The organism is Sphingobacterium sp. Lzh-3 (assembly GCF_046764375.1).
GTDB lineage: Bacteria > Bacteroidota > Bacteroidia > Sphingobacteriales > Sphingobacteriaceae > Sphingobacterium.
Map to the genome: position 1 here is coordinate 1,280,713 of NZ_CP177226.1, position 18,963 is coordinate 1,299,675.

At 40.5% G+C, this 18,963-nt stretch carries 16 protein-coding genes; 12 read left to right on the forward strand and 4 right to left on the reverse strand.

Annotated elements, in window-relative coordinates; genetic code table 11:
• Positions 1-12 precede the first annotated feature (12 nt).
• Positions 13-1,014, forward strand: a complete 1,002-nt coding sequence (gene tsaD, locus ACLCDV_RS05180; protein ID WP_411973060.1) for a tRNA (adenosine(37)-N6)-threonylcarbamoyltransferase complex transferase subunit TsaD — start codon at positions 13-15, stop codon at positions 1,012-1,014.
• Between the two features lie 69 nt (positions 1,015-1,083).
• Here the strand turns inward: tsaD and ACLCDV_RS05185 are convergent, their stop codons facing one another.
• The gene (locus ACLCDV_RS05185; protein ID WP_411973061.1) at positions 1,084-1,905 is read right to left on the reverse strand and encodes a hypothetical protein; all 822 of its coding nucleotides are present in this window, start codon (positions 1,903-1,905) and stop codon (positions 1,084-1,086) included.
• A 72-nt stretch (positions 1,906-1,977) separates the two neighbouring features.
• Here ACLCDV_RS05185 and ACLCDV_RS05190 point away from each other — a divergent pair, with 72 nt between their 5' ends.
• On the forward strand, positions 1,978-2,886 hold the full coding sequence (locus tag ACLCDV_RS05190) for an energy transducer TonB (RefSeq protein WP_411973062.1): 909 nt from the start codon (positions 1,978-1,980) through the stop codon (positions 2,884-2,886).
• A 130-nt stretch (positions 2,887-3,016) separates the two neighbouring features.
• Positions 3,017-3,523 (forward strand): hypothetical protein, encoded by a 507-nt coding sequence (locus ACLCDV_RS05195; RefSeq protein WP_411973063.1) that lies wholly within the window; start codon positions 3,017-3,019, stop codon positions 3,521-3,523.
• A gap of 188 nt (positions 3,524-3,711) precedes the next feature.
• On the opposite strand, the gene ACLCDV_RS05200 is transcribed toward ACLCDV_RS05195, so the two are convergent.
• The 3 genes from ACLCDV_RS05200 to aspS form a co-directional block, all read right to left on the reverse strand.
• Positions 3,712-4,848, reverse strand: a complete 1,137-nt coding sequence (locus ACLCDV_RS05200; protein ID WP_411973064.1) for an acyltransferase — start codon at positions 4,846-4,848, stop codon at positions 3,712-3,714.
• Positions 4,849-4,920: 72 nt separating this feature from the next.
• Positions 4,921-6,309, reverse strand: coding sequence for a LutB/LldF family L-lactate oxidation iron-sulfur protein (locus ACLCDV_RS05205; RefSeq protein WP_333626633.1), 1,389 nt, complete (start codon positions 6,307-6,309; stop codon positions 4,921-4,923).
• Positions 6,310-6,405: 96 nt separating this feature from the next.
• Positions 6,406-8,157, reverse strand: a complete 1,752-nt coding sequence (gene aspS / locus ACLCDV_RS05210; RefSeq protein ID WP_317668205.1) for an aspartate--tRNA ligase — start codon at positions 8,155-8,157, stop codon at positions 6,406-6,408.
• Between the two features lie 435 nt (positions 8,158-8,592).
• On the opposite strand from aspS, the gene mraZ reads away from it, so the two are divergent.
• The 9 genes from mraZ to murG are packed head-to-tail and all read left to right on the forward strand — an operon-like array spanning position 8,593 to position 18,960.
• Positions 8,593-9,054, forward strand: a complete 462-nt coding sequence (gene mraZ, locus ACLCDV_RS05215; RefSeq protein WP_070564930.1) for a division/cell wall cluster transcriptional repressor MraZ — start codon at positions 8,593-8,595, stop codon at positions 9,052-9,054.
• 4 nt (positions 9,055-9,058) lie between these two features.
• Positions 9,059-9,973 carry a 16S rRNA (cytosine(1402)-N(4))-methyltransferase RsmH gene (gene rsmH, locus ACLCDV_RS05220; protein WP_411973065.1) on the forward strand — a complete coding sequence of 305 codons (915 nt, stop codon included), beginning with the start codon at positions 9,059-9,061 and terminating at the stop codon, positions 9,971-9,973.
• Positions 9,974-9,988: 15 nt separating this feature from the next.
• The gene (locus ACLCDV_RS05225) at positions 9,989-10,402 is read left to right on the forward strand and encodes an FtsL-like putative cell division protein (RefSeq protein WP_075991280.1); all 414 of its coding nucleotides are present in this window, start codon (positions 9,989-9,991) and stop codon (positions 10,400-10,402) included.
• Positions 10,403-10,410: 8 nt separating this feature from the next.
• Positions 10,411-12,528 (forward strand): penicillin-binding protein, encoded by a 2,118-nt coding sequence (locus ACLCDV_RS05230; protein ID WP_317668203.1) that lies wholly within the window; start codon positions 10,411-10,413, stop codon positions 12,526-12,528.
• Positions 12,528-13,988, forward strand: a complete 1,461-nt coding sequence (locus ACLCDV_RS05235; protein ID WP_411973066.1) for a UDP-N-acetylmuramoyl-L-alanyl-D-glutamate--2,6-diaminopimelate ligase — start codon at positions 12,528-12,530, stop codon at positions 13,986-13,988. Before ACLCDV_RS05230 ends, ACLCDV_RS05235 begins: the two co-directional genes overlap by 1 nt.
• A 4-nt stretch (positions 13,989-13,992) precedes the next feature.
• Entirely contained in the window at positions 13,993-15,237 is a 1,245-nt protein-coding gene (gene mraY, locus ACLCDV_RS05240; protein WP_333576671.1) for a phospho-N-acetylmuramoyl-pentapeptide-transferase, read from the forward strand.
• Positions 15,238-15,239: 2 nt separating this feature from the next.
• Entirely contained in the window at positions 15,240-16,613 is a 1,374-nt protein-coding gene (gene murD, locus ACLCDV_RS05245; RefSeq protein WP_411973930.1) for a UDP-N-acetylmuramoyl-L-alanine--D-glutamate ligase, read from the forward strand.
• A gap of 30 nt (positions 16,614-16,643) precedes the next feature.
• Positions 16,644-17,843 carry an FtsW/RodA/SpoVE family cell cycle protein gene (locus ACLCDV_RS05250; protein ID WP_075991285.1) on the forward strand — a complete coding sequence of 400 codons (1,200 nt, stop codon included), beginning with the start codon at positions 16,644-16,646 and terminating at the stop codon, positions 17,841-17,843.
• A 13-nt stretch (positions 17,844-17,856) separates the two neighbouring features.
• Positions 17,857-18,960 (forward strand): undecaprenyldiphospho-muramoylpentapeptide beta-N-acetylglucosaminyltransferase, encoded by a 1,104-nt coding sequence (gene murG / locus ACLCDV_RS05255; protein ID WP_411973067.1) that lies wholly within the window; start codon positions 17,857-17,859, stop codon positions 18,958-18,960.
• Positions 18,961-18,963: the final 3 nt, after the last annotated feature.

Genomic DNA, 18,963 nt, shown 5'->3' on the forward strand with positions numbered 1-18,963 from the left:
CTACCTCAAGCTATGGCTATTATTTTAGGGATTGAATCCTCTTGTGATGAAACCTCCGCTTCTATCTGTATTAACGGTGAAATTCATTCAAATGTTATTGCAACTCAGGCAATCCACGCAAAATATGGTGGCGTGATTCCCGAGCTTGCTTCACGTGCTCATCAACAAAATATTATTCCAACGGTGGAAGAAGCCATTCGCCAAGCAAAAGTAAGCAAAAATCAAATAGATGCAGTGAGTTTTACGCGTGGACCTGGATTATTAGGTGCACTTTTGGTGGGAACCTCTTTTGCTAAATCATTTGCACTTGCACAGAATATCCCTTTAATTGATATAAACCATATGCAGGCGCATATCCTGGCTCATTTTATTGAGGATCCGAAGCCTAGTTTTCCGTTTTTATGTCTTACTGTTTCGGGTGGTCATACGCAAATTGTGTTGGTGAAAGATTATTTTGAAATGGAACTTTTGGGAGAAACATTGGATGACGCGGCAGGAGAGGCTTTTGATAAAACAGCTAAAATCCTGAATCTTCCTTATCCCGGTGGACCACTCATCGATAAATTTGCAAAAGATGGCAACCCGTCTGCCTATCGGCTTCCTGAGCCGCAGATCCCTGGCTTAAATTTCAGTTTTTCAGGATTGAAAACCGCGATATTATATTTGGTCCAAGATCAATTGAAGCAGAACCCGGATTTTCTGACCCACAATATGGCCGACTTATGTGCTAGCGTGCAATCGCGTATTGTATCGATCCTGCTGAATAAATTAAAGAAAGCGGCAAAGGAGACAGGGGTAAAGGATATTGCCATTGCAGGCGGCGTTTCGGCTAATTCTGGCCTTAGAAAGAGCTTAATTGAAATGGGGGAGAAATACAAATGGCGGGTCTTCATCCCAAAATTTGAATACTGTACGGATAATGCAGCGATGATTGCCATTGCGGGCTATCATAAATTTCTAAAGAAAGATTTTGTCGGTCAGGACGTTGCTCCTATGGCTAGAATGCACCTGTAGCAACTATTGGAATTTTGAGTTTCCCCGGGCACTGTCCTTTTGTACTGGGGAAACTTAAAATTCTTTATTTTATAAAGGGGAACTATACCCATAGGCCTGTGCCGTAGAGGTAAATAAGTTTTTCTTCGGCTGGTAGAAGTTCAGTTCATAACCCTCAGCACCCCAAAAGATACTGATAAAACTAATTCCTTGCGCAGAACGCAATACGGTCAGTATCTGAAAAGCCTCGTTGTCAAACTGACCGCCATCATCAACACGCCAAGTGCTGATATCATCGTATAAAGCCGGAAAATCCAAATTGATCAGCTGTTCATCTTTTGCATAGGAAAATACAGCTAAAGCAGAGTCTTGTTGATTTTCGAAGACTGTAAGATTAAACTCGGACTCATCATCGAGGATGGCAACAGTCGTACTTTTGTTAATCTTTCTGTTGTATTTTTTTTCAAGTTGCTCTTTAATTTCTGCTGATGTTTCTTTTTGAACTTTTGTAAACTTCTCAATTTTGTATTGATTTATAAAAGCTTTATTGACAAGCATACCAAATTCGCCAGATTTAATTGGATCGCTAATCTTAAATAATGAGCCCTCACTATTTGCAAAGTTCTGCGCGGTCTGTCTTCCATTACTCTCTTTATTGTCCGTTTTATTTTGCACAAATTCAAGCGGGCTGACCTGATTTTCCACAATGACATAGTTGTATTTTTCGGGACCTTCCATCGCTTGGTCCATAGGTAAAGCGATTAGGGAGTCCTTTTGTTGGTTTAAAAAACCAAAATATGGCGAAATAGTCTTTTCCTTGCTTTCGTGCTTGATTGCTGTTTTGGATTGATTTTGATTGTTACCACAAGCATACAATGTAAGTAGAAAAATAGCTGAAAAAAGTGACTTCATAAGTATTTTGAATTTTTTTGTGAAATATAAGGCTTTCGCTCATCATAATGAAAAGATTTAAACTTTAATGTTATGATGAACTCTAAATTGAATATCTACCGCAAAGAATGGCTGGACGTTATTTTTGCTGGACGTAACAAAATGTATGGTGCTTACGAGTTGCGAAATCTCTCTGATAAAGCAACAAATGTAGGTTTAGGAATTGTTGTTTCTTTTGCCGTTTTGTTGATCTCAGGATCTTATGCATATAATAAATATTTTAAGCAAACTGTTCCGGCCGTGATTTATACCGTACAAGATATTGGGCCCGACATGCTGGAAGAAATTCAAAAGAAGGTAGAGGAGAAAGAAGAGGTTCCTGAAGAACCGGTCATGATGCAGGAGAAAGCTCCGCAGCAGGTTGCCCAAGATGTATCCAAATTTGATCTGGTTAGAATGCCTGATATTAAAGTGGCCAAAGCAAATCAAGTTACGGAAGAACTTGTGAGTCAGGAGGAGTTGAAAAATCCGAATACAATGACTTCAAGGATCACATTGAAAGCAAGTCCATCAGGAACGTATATTGCGCGCGGTGAATTTGGTTCTTCGAAAAGAGATGGTGATATTACCGGCGCCAGGGTTGGTTCGATATCTGGAGGTGGAACTGATGAGACTTCAAACGATACATTTACATCGGTAGAAATTATGCCAACGCCGGTAGGGGGACTACCAGCCTTTATGAAATGGATTGCAGAGAATTATAACTTTCCACAGCAGGCTTTGGAGCAAGGGGTGTCTGGTGTTATAGAGGTTTCTTTTGTCGTTGAAAAAGATGGATCACTAACAGATATTGCTGTTAAACGTGATATGAAATTTGGTACAGGAGATGCTGCTATAAACTTATTGAAGAAAGCGAAAAAATGGAAACCAGGGGTACAAAATGGACTTAAAGTGCGTGTAGCGTATACTTTACCGATCCGTTTAAGTGCTGAGTCTCAATAAGTGCTTCTTAACTTTATTTAACAGATCATCAATTAAACTTTCGATAGCCAAGAAGACTCTTACTGATAAATAAGTTGAAAAAGAGTACTTATTAAAAAGAATGATTGTTGGTTTTATAAAAAATAAAGACATGAAAAAGTTGATGTTAAGTTTGGCCTTATCTGGATTGATGTTAGCCGGTTTCGCTCAAGAAAAAAAAGATGTTAAACCAGAAATGAAAGAAATGCAAACTTCCGTGCATAAACATAAAATGGGAAGAATGCACGATGGTTTTAAAAATAAAACGCCAGAGGAAGTCGCTAAGATGAAAACTGATCGCATGGATCAAAAATTAAAATTTACAGATAAACAGCGTAAAGATATCTATGCCTTTAATTTGAAGCGAGCAAAAGACCATCAAAAAATGGCTGCTGAACGTCAGGAACATCGTGCAAAAATGAAAAAGCAACGCGTGGCAGAACATGAAAAAATGATGGGAATGTTAACGCCAGAGCAACAAAAAACGTTAAAGGATTCCTACGCTGAAAATCGCAAAATGCACAAAGAACATTGGAAGAAAGACAGACAGCTAAAAAGAAAAGACTTTAAAAAAGGTGAAGTAACTAAAACAAATGATGCAGACGTAAAAGCATCATAAACATTAAACAAGGATAGTTTTCATATTAAATATTGGTGAGTGTTAGTAGAGGAGGGAACCATTGGTTCCCTCTTTCTTATTATGTAAGCTCATGCTTAATACCTAAGCTCATGATTTGTTCGACGTGTTTTGTCTGGCTCAAAAGTTACACGACTGCAAAATGCTTCGATATTTCCATCAGAATGCGCTTATTTGATAAACCTTCTTGTTATTGAATTACTATCCATCAGTTTGGTGATCAGAAAACTTAAGCTAAAACCTAAAATCGCTATGGAGAAAATTTTCAATGTGGCTGGAAGATGAGGAATAGGCAAGAAGATGTCTGTCAGTGCTTGAACAATGATAAAATGCGCTAAGTAAATACCAAACGTGGCTGACGAAAGGTGTTTTATCCATTTAGATTCGGGTATCTTCAGCTTTTGAACGACAAGAAAAATAGCGATGGTCATGAACGCTACGTTGATATTACAGAAATACCAGATAACCTCGAGATTGGCGTAATTTCCTGGATAGTACTTTTGGGTCGCCAAGAAGCCGAAAAATGTGGCTAAAAATCCAACGATAAATAAAGGTATGGCAATCGCTATGGTCTTGGTAATAGACCATTGAAAAGGATAGTTGACCAGATAATAAGCCAACACAATGTAGCCCAGAAAACCTGAAAAATAATAGAAGGTGCCAAATTCATTCCAGTTACAGACTCCCCAGATCCCCATCTGCTCATAGTTGCCCGCATAGCCCAATGTTGGAGCAATCATTTTTATGTATGGAATGAGGAGTGTGACCATCCAGAATGCAAGAAAATAGTGAATGTCTTTTTTTGTTGCCTGATTCAACCAGCTGCCGATGATAGGTATAATAAGGTATAGACCAATCAACATGTACATGTACCAAAGGGGGGTAGTGTCGTAGTTAAAATTAAAGATTGCTGTATAAATTTTTGTAATCGTTGCTTGCATCGTAAAATTATTCATATCGATCAAAGCACTGGCGCTACTTTTAATAAAGTTCAGGTATACAAAAAAAGCTATTGGCAATACAATTGACCAAAAGATAAGTGGGACAATTATTCTTCCGATTCTCTTTTTATAAAAGGTAGCCAGATCGGTTTTAACTGGAAATAGGAGTATACCTGACATCATCGCAAATAAGGGGACACAGGCGCGAACAATACTTCCCCAGAACACACCTTGGTGGAAGGTGCTGCTGTTGTCAAATGTTCCGACAAAGGCGTCGCAGCTATGGGATATGAGCACCATAAAGCAGGCAAGAATGCGTAAGAAATCAATCCAGGGAAGATAAGCTTTTGTATTATCAGAAGTCATTTGTAATGAGGTTTGGGAGCGAAGCTAACAAAAAAAGTGGCATTCGTTTGATCGTCTAATGCCACTTTTTTGTTATTCTTTATTTTTTTGATGTTCTTTCCATTGTTTAGAGAAAGATTTGTCTGCCAATTTGGGTAGTTCCCGTTGATCTCCCCAGGTTTTCTGAAAGAGTTTTTTGAGGAAGAAATTTTTGAATTTCCCACCAAAAAAATCGATTAGTTTTCTTCGCATTATCCCATAGGTGAACCACTGCCATACTTTCTGTTCCGTTTTTGTTGCCAGACCCTGATCGACTGAATCTTTTCTGTTGACGAGAAGCATACGCTGTATGTCAATACCAACGGGGCAGACCTCAGTACATTTTCCACAGAGTGTGGAAGCGTAGCTTAGGTGTTTAAATTCCTTCATGCCATTTAAATGTGGCGATATGAGTGATCCAATTGGGCCCTGATAAGTCGTTTCATAGGTATGCCCACCGATGTTCTGATAGATTGGACATACATTCAGACAGGCGCCACAACGGATGCAGTACAAACCCTGACGTTGTTCTTTTTGCGCTAAGAGCTTGCTGCGGCCATTGTCAAGCAGTACGACATACATTTCTTCTGGACCATCTGATTCATAAGGCTGTTTCGGCCCAGTGAGTAGTGTATTGTATACCGTTAGATTTTGGCCCGTGCCATGTGTGGATAGGAGTGGCCAAAAGACTTCTAAATCTTGTACATTGGGAATGATTTTTTCTATTCCAACGACGGCAATATGTGTTTTGGGGAAGGTCGATGTCAATCGGGCGTTTCCTTCATTTTCAGTAATTGCTATACTTCCGGTTTCGGCAATTAAGAAATTGGCTCCGGTAATCCCAATTTCTGCCGATAGGTAGCGATCTCGAAGTAATTCACGGGCCTTCATTGTCAGTTGCTCCGCAGATGCATCTAGCGGTGTGTCAAATTTCTCGTGAAAAAGCTTGGCAATATCTTCCAGGCTCAAATGCATGGCCGGCGTAACAAAATGATAAGGTTTTTGATCCAGCAGCTGAATGATATACTCGCCAAGATCAGTTTCTATGGCTTCAATATTTTTGGAGGCCAGAAAATGATTAAGCTCGATCTCTTCTGTCGCCATTGATTTTGACTTTACGACAGATTTTGCTTTTTTACGCGCAATGATCGAATAGATTTCGTCCAAGGCTTCCGTAGCATCATTCGCCCAGATTACTTTTCCGCCTCGAGCCGTGAAGTTTGCTTCAAATTGCAACAAATAGCGATCGAGATTTTCCATGACTTTCCATTTGATCAGGTTCGCTTTTATTTTGCTATTTTCAAGGTCCGCAAATTTGCTCTTGCCTTTTTCGAAAGCCGTGCTGTATTTGTCGATATTGTAATTGATGATATCGCGGTGTTTGGTGTCAAATGCTTTTTGCGCACTTTCCTTAATAAACGTATTAGCGGTACTCTCTGCCATCTAATCTGCTAATTTTTCACAAAAAAAGTTGGTAAAAATTACCAACTTTTAAATATACTGTTAATAAATTGTTTCTCGAAAATCGAGTTAAATAATTTATGCTTTTATCGCAATATTTAAGCTTAGCTCGTCCAGTTGCTCCTGGTGAATGGTTGACGGTGCATCAATCATTACATCTCTTCCCGAGTTATTTTTTGGGAAGGCAATGACGTCGCGGATAGAATCTAAACCTGCCAATAAGGATACGAGTCGGTCAAAACCAAAAGCCAATCCGCCATGTGGGGGAGCTCCGAAGGTAAAGGCCTCCATCAGGAATCCAAATTGTTTTTTTGCTTCTTCAGGACTGAATCCTAAATGTTTGAACATGAGTGATTGAAGCTCTCTGTCATGAATACGGATTGATCCACCACCTACTTCTACACCGTTTAAAACAAAGTCATAGGCATTTGCCCTTACTTCTCCGGGATTGGTATCTAAAAGTGGAATATCTTCCGGTTTTGGTGAAGTGAATGGATGGTGCATTGCATGGAAACGGCCACTTTCTTCGTCCCATTCCAATAGTGGGAAATCAACGACCCATAGTGGAGCAAAGGTTTCTTTGTTGCGGAAACCAAGTTGTGACGCAACTTCAAGGCGTAATTCATTGAGTTGTTTGCGAACTTTGTCTGTTCCACCAGCCATAATTAACAATAAGTCGCCAGGTTTCGCGTGGAACGCTTCTGCTATGGCCAACAGTTGTTCTGGCGTGAAAAATTTATCAACGGACGACTTCACTGAACCGTCTTCATTCACGCGCGCATATACCAAGCCCGTTGCACCAATCTGTGGACGTTTGATAAAATCGGTCAATGCATCCAGTTGTTTTCTGGTATAATGTGCACAATTTTCCGCATTGATACCAACCACTAACTCTGCTGCATCAAATACAGGGAAACCTTTTCCTTTGGCAACCTCGTTTAGTTCAACAAACTGCATTCCGAAACGGATATCTGGTTTGTCTGATCCGTAAAGGCGCATTGCATCTGCGTAAGTCATACGCGGAACAGTACCTAAGTCGATACCTTTGATTGTTTTGAAGATATGTTTTGCAAGTCCTTCAAAGATATTTAACACATCTTCCTGTTCTACAAAAGACATTTCACAGTCTATTTGCGTGAACTCTGGTTGACGGTCTGCACGCAGATCTTCATCACGAAAACATTTTACAATTTGAAAATAGCGATCAAATCCTGAAACCATCAATAATTGTTTGAAGGTTTGTGGGGATTGTGGTAACGCATAAAATTCTCCAGGATTCATACGGGAAGGTACGACAAAGTCGCGTGCTCCTTCTGGAGTTGATTTAATCAGATAGGGGGTTTCTACTTCCAGGAAGTTTTGAGAGTCAAGATAACGGCGTACCTCTTGTGAGGTCTTATGGCGTAAAATAAGGTTTTCACGTACGGGGTTACGACGCAAATCCAGGTATCTGAACTTCATTCTGATGTCATCACCACCATCTGTTTCATCTTCTATTGTAAAAGGTGGTAATTTAGCGGCATTTAATATTTCAAGATTTGAAACCTTGATTTCAATGTCTCCAGTGGAGATTTTAGCATTTTTATTAGAGCGTTCGATAACTTCTCCGGTTACCTTGATGACATATTCTCTTCCGAGTTCACGGGCACTTGCGCGCAAGGAAGCATCATCATCTGCATTGAACGTTAATTGTGTGATACCATATCGGTCTCTAACATCGATGAAAGTCATACCGCCCAAATCGCGCGATTTTTGAACCCATCCACTTAGGGTAACCGTTTTCCCTAAGTCAGCTAGTGTTAATTCTCCACAAGTGTGTGTTCTGTGCATATCGTTATGAAAATTATATTTGACGCAAAATTATTGGTTTTACTCGACAATAACGAATTCTGTTCAGGTTATTTGAGTAGCGTTCTCCCACTTTCTTCCACATGTTTTGTTTCGGTTTTTTAGTTCTCCCACTTTGTCCCCTTTTTGGATAAAAATGGGGTAAAATTAAATTTCTAAACAGGAAATTTTTACAATTCATTTCTGATTTTGATAAAAAAAAGAGCGAAAAATCGTGTCTTGTATAATAACTCGTTTTGTTGGGAAATTGGGGTTTAACTGCTTGTAAATAAGGTTTTATGTATGTTTCATTTAAAGACGACTTCCGTTTGTTGTAGCTATTTTTCGATGTGGAAAACTTTTTTATGTGATAAAGTGGGGGAAAGTGGGAGAAAGTGTATACTTTTACATTTAAATTAGAATAGGATAATTGACGACATGACTCAGTTGATCGGAGAATTCGAATGCAAGCTAGACGCCAAAGGAAGGATGGTGTTGCCAGCTGCGCTCAAGAGGCAAATGCCTCATGTAGAGCGGGATGGCCTTGTGGTGAATCGCGGTTTTGAGAAACATCTGGTATTTTATCCAAGAGAAGAGTGGGATTTGATGACGGCTAAGCTGGCTAAATTGAATCAATTCGATCCTAAAGTGCGGGCGTTTGTTCGTGCTTTTACGCGCGGCGCTACGGAATTGACCTTGGATGCTGCGGGGCGTGTTTTGTTACCCAAAAGTTTGTTGGAATTTGCGGGTATAAGCACGGAATTGGTTTTGGCTTGTCAGTTTAATAAGATTGAGGTATGGTCAAAAGAAGGGTATGAGGAGTTGATGGGCGACGGCGGAGTAGAGGATATATCATCTTTGGCGGCAGAGGTAATGGGAGATATTAATTTTGGACTATAAGTGTATGGAGAATGTATATCATGTTCCGGTAATGTTGCAAGAATGCATGGATGCTTTGGCTATTAAGCCAGATGGTGTCTATGTGGATGTAACTTTTGGTGGTGGTGGTCATTCTCGGGAGATTTTGAAGAGATTGGGGCCAAAAGGGAGGCTGTTTGCTTTTGATCAGGATCCGGATGCATTGGAGAATGCAATTGACGATCCTCGTTTTACATTGATACATCAAAACTTTAGGTTTTTAAAGAATACCCTTCGGTTGGAAGGAGTACGTTCTGTAGATGGTATTTTGGCAGATTTAGGGGTTTCCTCGCATCAATTTGATGCGGCTGATCGTGGGTTTTCTATTCGCTTTGACGCGGATCTGGATATGCGTATGGATCAAGTTGGTGATTTAGATGCGAAGTCGCTTTTGGCGACTTATTCGGAGGAGGATCTTCACCGCATTTTTGGGATGTATGGTGAAATCATGAATGCCAAGTCGCTTGCGAAAACAATTGTTACTGCGCGTTTGGCACAGCCAATCCAGACTGTTGCCGAATTGAAAGAGGTGATTCAACGGATGGTTCCGAAAGGTAAAGAACATAAGTATCATGCGCAGGTGTTTCAGGCGCTTCGTATAGAAGTGAATCGCGAGCTGGAAGCCTTACAGGAGTTTTTATTGCAAACAGTTGATGTGCTACATGTTGAAGGTCGATTGGCGGTGATGTCCTATCACTCTCTGGAGGATCGTTTGGTCAAAAATTTTATGGCCAAAGGAAAGTTTAAAGGAGAGGTTGAAAAGGATTTTTTTGGAAATGAAATTAAACCATTTCATGTGTTGAGCCGTAAAGCAATTACGGCATCTGCGCAAGAGTTGGCGGTAAATAATAGATCGCGCAGTGCGAAACTGCGTATTGCTGAAAAGTTGGATTTGTCTTAAAAATGGAGCGAGAGGATGAGCAGAAATACGATAAGACAGAAAGAATTGAGTGAAGAAGTTCAGGAGGAACTACAAGAAACTGTCGAAGAAAAGGCGGAACAAACAGAAGCGTTTATTAAAACGCTTTTTACCGTTGGAGACCTTTCGTTAAACAAAATTTTGCAGTATCTGCCGTTTGGAGCCTTTATCGCTTTTCTGATGTTATTGTATATTTCCAATCGTCATTTTGCAGAGCGAACTATTCGGAGTATCGATAAAGTGAGTAAAGAGGTGAAAGAACTGGGCTGGGATCATAAATCGCTCTCTGCAGAACTAATGAAAATGTCTACACAGACAGAAATTGCCAAACGTGTAGATTCTCTGGGATTGAAAGAGCGTGTGGAACCGCCGATCAAAGTTGAAGTTATAGAGAATAAGGAAGATAAATAGGAAGAGTTATGAGTATCAGAAATACGATTCTTGTTCGTGTCTACTTTGCTTTTGGGCTTATCGTACTACTTGCGTTTTTGGTCTTTGGAAAAATGACAAAGTTGCAATATGTCGATGGGGAGCATTGGAAAGCTTTAGCGGATAGCCTTTCTATTCAGGAACGAGAGGTGGAAGCTGCTCGTGGTAATATCTATTCAAATGACGGAAGCTTGTTGGCTACTTCAGTGCCTGAATATGAGCTCCGTTTTGATGCAATGGCTATTCCGGAAGAGGGTGAAGAGTATTTTAATTTGAAAGTTGACTCCTTGGCTATTAAACTTGCTGATTTTTTTAAAGATAAATCATCGCGGCAGTATTTGACATTATTAAAACAGGCACGCAATAAAAAACAGCGCTACTTGTTGCTCAAGCGAAATGTGTCACATCAGGATTTAAAACGGGTAAAACAATTTCCCTTACTTAAATCTGCACGTGTCAATAAGGAGCGTTACCCAAGTTGTTTGATTACGGATAGACAGAACAAACGTATTTTGCCTTTTGTCAATCTCGCGGCGAGAACTATCGGTTATAAAAATGTGAAAGAAAATATTCATGTTGGACTGGAAGGTGCGTATGGAGAATATATCGACGGAAAGAGTGGGAAAAGGTTGATGCAGCGTATTGCCGGGGGGGTATGGATTCCTGTGAACAAAGATATTGAGGTTGCTCCGGTTGATGGCTCTGATATTATTTCGACCATTGATGTGAATATGCAGGATATGGCACAAAGGGCGCTCGAAAAGCAGATGATTACGAGTAATGCGGATGAGGGCTGTGTGGTGATGATGGAAGTGAAAACAGGTGAGGTACGTGCGGTGGCCAACTTTATGCGAGATAAAGATGGGGTCTATCGTGAAAAGTTCAACCTTGCCATCGCGCAAAGTGCAGATCCGGGTTCAACATTTAAGTTGGCTTCTTATTTGGCTTTGATTGATGATAAGAAAATAGACTCGAGTACAACAGTGAACATTGGTAATGGTAATTGGCCAATTTACAAGCATACCATTCGTGATTCACATGCACCTAAGAAGTCTATAATCTCTGCGAAAAGGGCCTTTGAGGAATCATCGAATGTGGGTGTAACTAAATTTGTTTATCAGGCTTATAAAGATAACCCAGATCAGTTTACATCAAAACTGCATTCTTTTGGTTTTGGAAAAACGCTAGATCTGCAGATTCCGGGCGAAGGGGTCCCCTTGGTGAAAACATCAAAAAGTAAAAGCTGGAGTGGGTTGTCGCTGGTGCAGATGGCTTACGGCTATGAAATGAAAATTACGCCATTGCAAACGTTGACATTTTATAATGCTGTCGCAAATAACGGTAAGTTGATAGCGCCGCTATTTGTTAAAGAAATTCGGCATCTAGGAAATACAATTCAAACGTTTCAAGCGAAAGTCATTAACGAGAAGATTGCCTCGGATCATGCTTTAGCAGAGGTGCGGGGAATGATGGAAGGTGTTATGACTGAAGGTACAGGTAGAAGTGTTGCTAGTCCATTGTATAGCTCTGGCGGTAAAACAGGAACAGCACAGATGGCTGATGGCTCGAGAGGGTACGGTGCTAGACGATATCAATCTTCATTCGCTGGGTATTTTCCAGCTGAAGATCCAAAATATTCCATTATTGTGGTGATTCGTAACCCAAGAAATGGCTATTACGGTGCATCGATTGCGGGGCCCGTATTTAAAGAGCTTGCAGATATGGTATATGCAAACGATATGGAGATGGAGGGGAAAAAGACATTTAAAGCAGTCAACGTGGGCGGAAGAATGCCATTGACTTTGCAGGGGTCGAAGGAAGCTAGTAAAAAAGTGTACGATAGGTTGGGGATTCATACCGTGAATTGGGATACGATTGCGCGGGGAGAAGTGGATACCTCGACACGAGGTGTACCATTCATGGATTTAAAATATAAAGAAGGAATCGTTCCGAATGTGATCGGAATGGGATTGATGGACGCTTTATATGTTGTGGAGAATGCCGGATTTAAAGCGCACGTGACAGGGAAAGGAAGAGTGGGAATGCAGTCTTTAGCTGCAGGGCAAAAACTGCCTTTTGGAACGGCGATAAATTTAGAACTTAAGTAATGATGGATTTAAAAAAAGTATTGCATGCTATTCCTGTACAGCAGGTTGTAGGGAACCTTGAAGAGGTCGATGTGCACTCTTTGTGCTTTGATTCCAGAAAAGTGGAGTTGGGAAGTTTGTTTATCGCTGTGCGAGGTGTTCAAACAGATGGTCATTTGTTTGTAGACAAGGCAATTACTTCTGGTGCAAGAGCGGTTATTGTAGAGGAGTTGCCAAAAGAGACATTAGACTCTGTTGCCTACATTTTAGTAGCCGATTCGGCTTATGCTTTGGGAGTGGCTGCCGCTAATTTTTACGGAAATCCTTCGGAACAGTTGAAATTGGTCGGTGTGACCGGCACAAATGGTAAAACGACCGTAGCTACGTTGTTGTTTCAGCTGTTTACCGAGTTGGGCTACCATGTGGGCTTATTATCTACAGTGCAAAACCAGATTGGAACGAAGATTATACCGGCAACACATACAACACCAGACCCTATTCAATTGAATAAATTGTTAAGGGATATGGTTGATGATGGCTGTGACTATGCATTTATGGAGGTTAGTTCACATGCTGTCGTTCAGGAACGTATAGCAGGCTTGGTGTTTGCGGGCGCAATATTCACGAATATTACGCACGATCACCTGGATTTCCATAAAACCTTTGATAACTATATTAAAGCGAAAAAGAAGTTTTTTGACGATTTGGATGCAAATGCTTTTGCGTTGACGAATGCTGATGATAGAAATGGTCAGGTCATGCTTCAAAATACAGTGGCACACCGGAAAAGTTATGGCTTGCGTTCTGGTGCAGATTTTAAAGCAAAGGTGATCGAAAGCCATTTCGACGGGATGTTGATGAGTGTTGACGGACAGGAAGTATGGGTGAAATTGATCGGCGATTTCAATGCATATAACCTTTTGGCAGTTTATGCTGCCGCTATCTTACTGGAGCAGGAAACGGTGAAAGTGTTGACCGCACTCAGTACCTTGAAAGGTGCAGAAGGACGGTTTGAAACGATGAAATCGGCTTCAGGTGTTTTTGGAATCGTAGACTACGCACATACACCTGATGCGGTTGAAAATGTGTTGAAGACTATAAGTTCATTGCGACGTCCAGAGCAAAAAATCATTACGGTGTTAGGATGCGGCGGCGATCGGGATAAAACCAAAAGACCTGAAATGGCAGAGGCGGCGCTGCGTTATAGTGACCGTTTTTTAATTACATCTGATAATCCGCGGACGGAAGATCCTTATCAGATTATTAAAGATATTGAAGCTGGTGTGGCAGCAGACCAAAAAGCGAAGACGCTTTCCATAGCGGATCGTAAGGAGGCTATACGCACGGCATATCAGCTGGCTAATCCGGGGGATATTATCCTAGTGGCAGGAAAAGGGCATGAGAAATATCAGGATATAAACGGTGTGAAGCATCATTTTGATGATAAAGAAGTTTTAGAGAATACATTTAACGAACAATAGAAATATGTTGTACCATCTTTTTACGTGGCTTAGCGAATATATTCATATACCTGGAGGGGGGTTGTTTCAATACATCTCCTTTCGGACATCTATGGCTGTAATCGCTTCATTGATTATTACCACGGTTTTTGGGGGAAAATTGATTCAATTCTTGCATAATAAGCAAGTTGGCGAGACAATTCGTGATTTGGGACTAGAAGGAGAAAAAAAGAAAGCTGGTACGCCTACGATGGGTGGGATCATCATCATTGCAGGTATCCTTATCCCGACCTTGTTATTTGCAAAATTGACGAATATCTATGTGATTATCATGATTGTGACAACACTTTGGATGGGCGCAATTGGATTTTTGGATGATTATATAAAGGTTTTTAAACATAATAAAGAGGGCTTAGCTGGTAAATTTAAAGTTGTTGGACAAGTTGGTTTGGGTGCCATAATTGCTTGTACAATGTACTTTCATCCAGATATCGTTGTTCGAAAAGGGGTGGATAAGCCTACCTCTACCAAGCCCGTTGAAGTGGTTATCAATGAAGGTACAGGGGAGAAAACCTATGCTGAAAACGTAAAATCATCTAAGACAAATATTCCGTTTTATAAAAATAACGAGTTTGATTATGCTAAGGTGTTTAAAATATTCGGATTACAGAGCGACTATCTGACTTTCGTCGTCTTTTTAGTTGTCGTTATTTTTATCGTTACGGCAGTTTCAAACGGCGCAAATATTACGGACGGTATCGATGGTTTGGCCACGAGTACTTCTGCTATCATCGGTGTCACTTTAGCAATTTTAGCGTATGTGTCGGGTAACGTAATTTTTTCGGATTACCTCAATATCATGTATATCCCTAATTCGGGAGAGCTTGTGATTTTCGCCGGAGCATTTGTGGGAGCCTGCGTAGGTTTCTTATGGTATAACACGTATCCTGCCCAAGTTTTTATGGGTGATACGGGAAGTTTGGCAATAGGCGGTATAATTGCTGCTTTTGCTATCCTGATCCGGAAAGAATTGTTGATTCCGATTTTATGTGGTGTATTTCTGTTGGAAAACCTTTCTGTTATTCTTCAAGTGTCGTATTTCAAATACACGAAGAAGAAATATGGTGAGGGTAGACGGATCTTTTTGATGTCGCCATTACATCACCATTTTCAGAAGAAGGGGTATCACGAAGCGAAAATTGTAACACGTTTTGTTATTGTAGGAATCATATTGGCCATTCTTACTATTGTAACATTGAAAATTAGATAATGATGTCAAACATTGCAACAACATATTATCCTCAATCTGGAAGTTTGGTCATTTTAGGCGCCGGCGAAAGCGGTGTCGGAACGGCTATTCTTGGAAAAGAAAAGGGATTTGATGTATTTGTATCAGATAAGGGACTGATTGCGGACCACTATAAGGAAAAATTGAAAGTCGAGGGAATAGCTTTTGAAGAAGGTAATCACAATGAAGAACGGATTTTGAATGCTGCTTTGGTTGTGAAGAGCCCCGGTATTCCAGAGACAGCGCCTTTGGTGGTCGCTCTGAAAGCAAAGAATATACCCGTGATTGCAGAAATTGAATTTGCGGCACAGTATACTGATGCAAAGTTGATCTGTATTACAGGATCAAATGGGAAATCTACAACAACCATGTTGACCTATGAGATGCTTAAGCATGGCGGTCTCAATGTCGGGTTGGCCGGTAATATTGGAAAGAGCTTTGCGCTTCAGGTAGCTAGAGAACAGTTTGATTGCTATGTCTTGGAAATATCAAGCTTTATGCTGGACGATATGTACCATTTTAGAGCGGATGTTGCTGTTATATTGAATATCACGCCTGATCATTTGGATCGCTACGACCATAAAATGGAAAATTATGTGGATTCAAAATTTAGGATGATTCAGAATCAAACGGAGAACGATTATTTTATATACTGCCTGGACGATCCAGAAACAATTAAAGGATTGGAAAGACATCATAGTAAAGGGACTTATTTGCCTTTTACACAGGAACAACTTGTTGAATTGGGCGCTTATTTGAATGCCAATAAGACAATAATTATTAATACACCAAATAACGATACATTCACTATGAGAGCTGAGGAATTGTCATTGCAGGGGAAGCATAATATTTATAATAGCATGGCTTCTGGGTTAATTGCGAAAGTGCAGGAATTGAGAAATCAAGTGATGAAAGAGAGCATGGGGTCGTATGTGAATATTCCACATCGCCTGGAACATGTAGCCTGTATTGGCGGTGTAAACTACATTAACGATTCAAAGGCGACGAATGTAAATTCGGTATGGTATGCTTTGGAGAGTTTTTCTACACCAATCGTATTGTTATTAGGTGGTGTAGATAAGGGAAATGATTACAGTATGCTTGCTGATTTGGTCAAAGACAAAGTGCGTGCTATTGTTTGTTTGGGAAAAGACACCGCTGCGATTCATACGGCATTTGAACAAGATGTGGAGATTATCGTCAATAGCACTTCGATGCAAGATGCCGTGGTATTGGCTTCGCACCTGGCGCAAAAAGGTGATACCGTATTGTTGTCCCCTGCATGTGCCAGTTTTGATTGGTTTAAGAACTATGAAGACCGTGGCGATAAATTTAAAGCAGCTGTAATGGAATTATAAATGGTATAACCCAGTAAGAGGAGGAAGGATATGCTACAGAACATAATGTCTAAATTGAAGGGTGATCGATGGATATGGATCATTGTGATTATCTTATCGGGATGGTCACTTTTAGCTGTATACAGTTCGGTGGGTACATTGGCGTACAAAGAAGGGAAGGGAACAGAAATGTATTTGTTAAAACACTTTTCTATTATTGCCGTTGGGTTTATCCTCATGTATCTTTCTCATAAGTTGGATTATCGGTATTACGCTGGTATATCCAAAATTATGATGGGCATTACAATCCCCTTATTGCTATTTACCTTATTGTTTGGTAGTAAAGTTAATGAGGCAAGTCGTTGGTTGACCATACCCGGTATCGGTTTAACGTTTCAAACATCGGATTTGGCAAAGTTGTCACTCATTGTCTTTCTTGCGCGGATGTTATCCCGGAAACAGGAAGAGATCAAGGATGTTAAAAAATCGTTCTTACCTATTATGGGATCGGTGTGCGGTGTATTTATTTTGATTGCCTTGGCCAACTTATCTACAGCATTAATGCTATTTGGAGTGAGTGTTTTATTGCTGTTGATCGGTCGGATTAGTTTTAAACAAATTGCTATTGTCTGCTGTGGTGGTGGTATTCTTCTGATGATGGTTATCTTTTTTGGTCCACGTAGGGCAACCTATATCAGTCGGGTAAAATCTTTTTTTCATACTGAAAAAGTTGATAAAACGGTATCCTTCCAGGATGATAAAAACTATCAGGCGAACAATGCGAAAATTGCGATAGCAACTGGTGGGCTTTTTGGAAAAGGACCCGGAAATAGCGTGCAGCGTAATGTGTTGCCGCATCCTTACTCAGATTTTATATATGCTATTATTATTGAGGAGTACGGGACAGTCGGTGGGGTAATCCTACTATTTCTATATCTGGCCTTTATGTATCGTTGTATACGTATTGTCACGATGAGTCCCAAAGCTTTCGGTACTTTTCTGGCAGCGGGTTTGGGGTTCAGTTTGACGATCCAGGCCCTAGCAAATATGGCTGTTGCAGTAGGCTTGGGACCAGTTACGGGGGTTCCGCTTCCACTGGTGAGTATGGGAGGAACATCGATTTTATTTACGAGTGTCGCCTTGGGAATTATCCTGAGTGTGAGCAGAAATATTGAAGAATTAAAAGGTAAAGAGGAGCTGGATGAAAAGCCTAAACCGAAAAAAGTGGTGATAGGATCAATTCCAGCATAATAAAAAATTGAGCATGGCAATTCGTGTAATTATTAGTGGTGGTGGAACCGGAGGACATATCTTTCCGGCGATTTCAATTGCAAATGCACTGAAGGCAATGGATCCTGCAAATGAAATTCTATTTGTGGGTGCCAATGGCCGGATGGAAATGGATAAAGTGCCAGCTGCCGGTTATCAAATTATTGGACTTGATATACAGGGGATAAATAGAAAACAGCTGTGGAAAAATATCTTCTTGCCATTTAAGCTTATGAAAAGCTTGAATATGGCGAAAAGTGTAATTAAGGATTTTAGACCGGATGTGGCTGTAGGTGTAGGTGGTTTTGCCTCCGGACCTTTGTTAATGATGGCTAATAAATTGGGTGTGCCAACTGTTGTGCAGGAACAAAATTCTTATGCAGGTGTGACCAATAAAAAAGTTGGGGCAAAGGCAGCAAAGATATGTGTCGCCTATGAGGGGATGGAGCAATTTTTTCCTGCGGAGAAAGTATTACTCACTGGGAACCCAATAAGACGCGAGTCCATTGCGATAGCAGGGAAAAGAGAAGAAGCTTTAACGTTCTTTGGTTTAGATCCACACAAAAAGACAATTTTGCTGCTCGGTGGAAGTTTGGGAGCTAAAACATTAAACGAGAGTGTGCTTGCTTATCTGAATGATCTAAAGGGAGAGGACGTACAGTTGATTTGGCAATGCGGTAGTTTCTACGTTGACAAGTTGCAGGAAGAGTTAGCGGGGAAATTGCCGCAGAATATTAAGATGTTGGCTTTTCTACAGCGTATGGATTATGCTTATGCTGTGGCAGATTTAATTATTAGCCGTGCTGGAGCTGGTACAATTTCCGAGCTCTGTGTAGTCGGTAAACCTGTAATCCTTGTGCCTTCGCCCAATGTGGCCGAAGACCATCAGACCAAAAATGCAATGGCATTGGTTAATAAAGATGCTGCGTTATTGGTTAAGGATAGTGATGCAAAAAAAGACTTGATACCTGCTGCTTTAAATTTATTAAAAGATGCAGCTCATATCGCACAATTAAGTGAAAATATTAAAAAACTCGGTAAGTTGGATGCTGACGTGCAGATTGCCGAGGAGGTGTATAAATTGGTTAATAAAAAATAGACG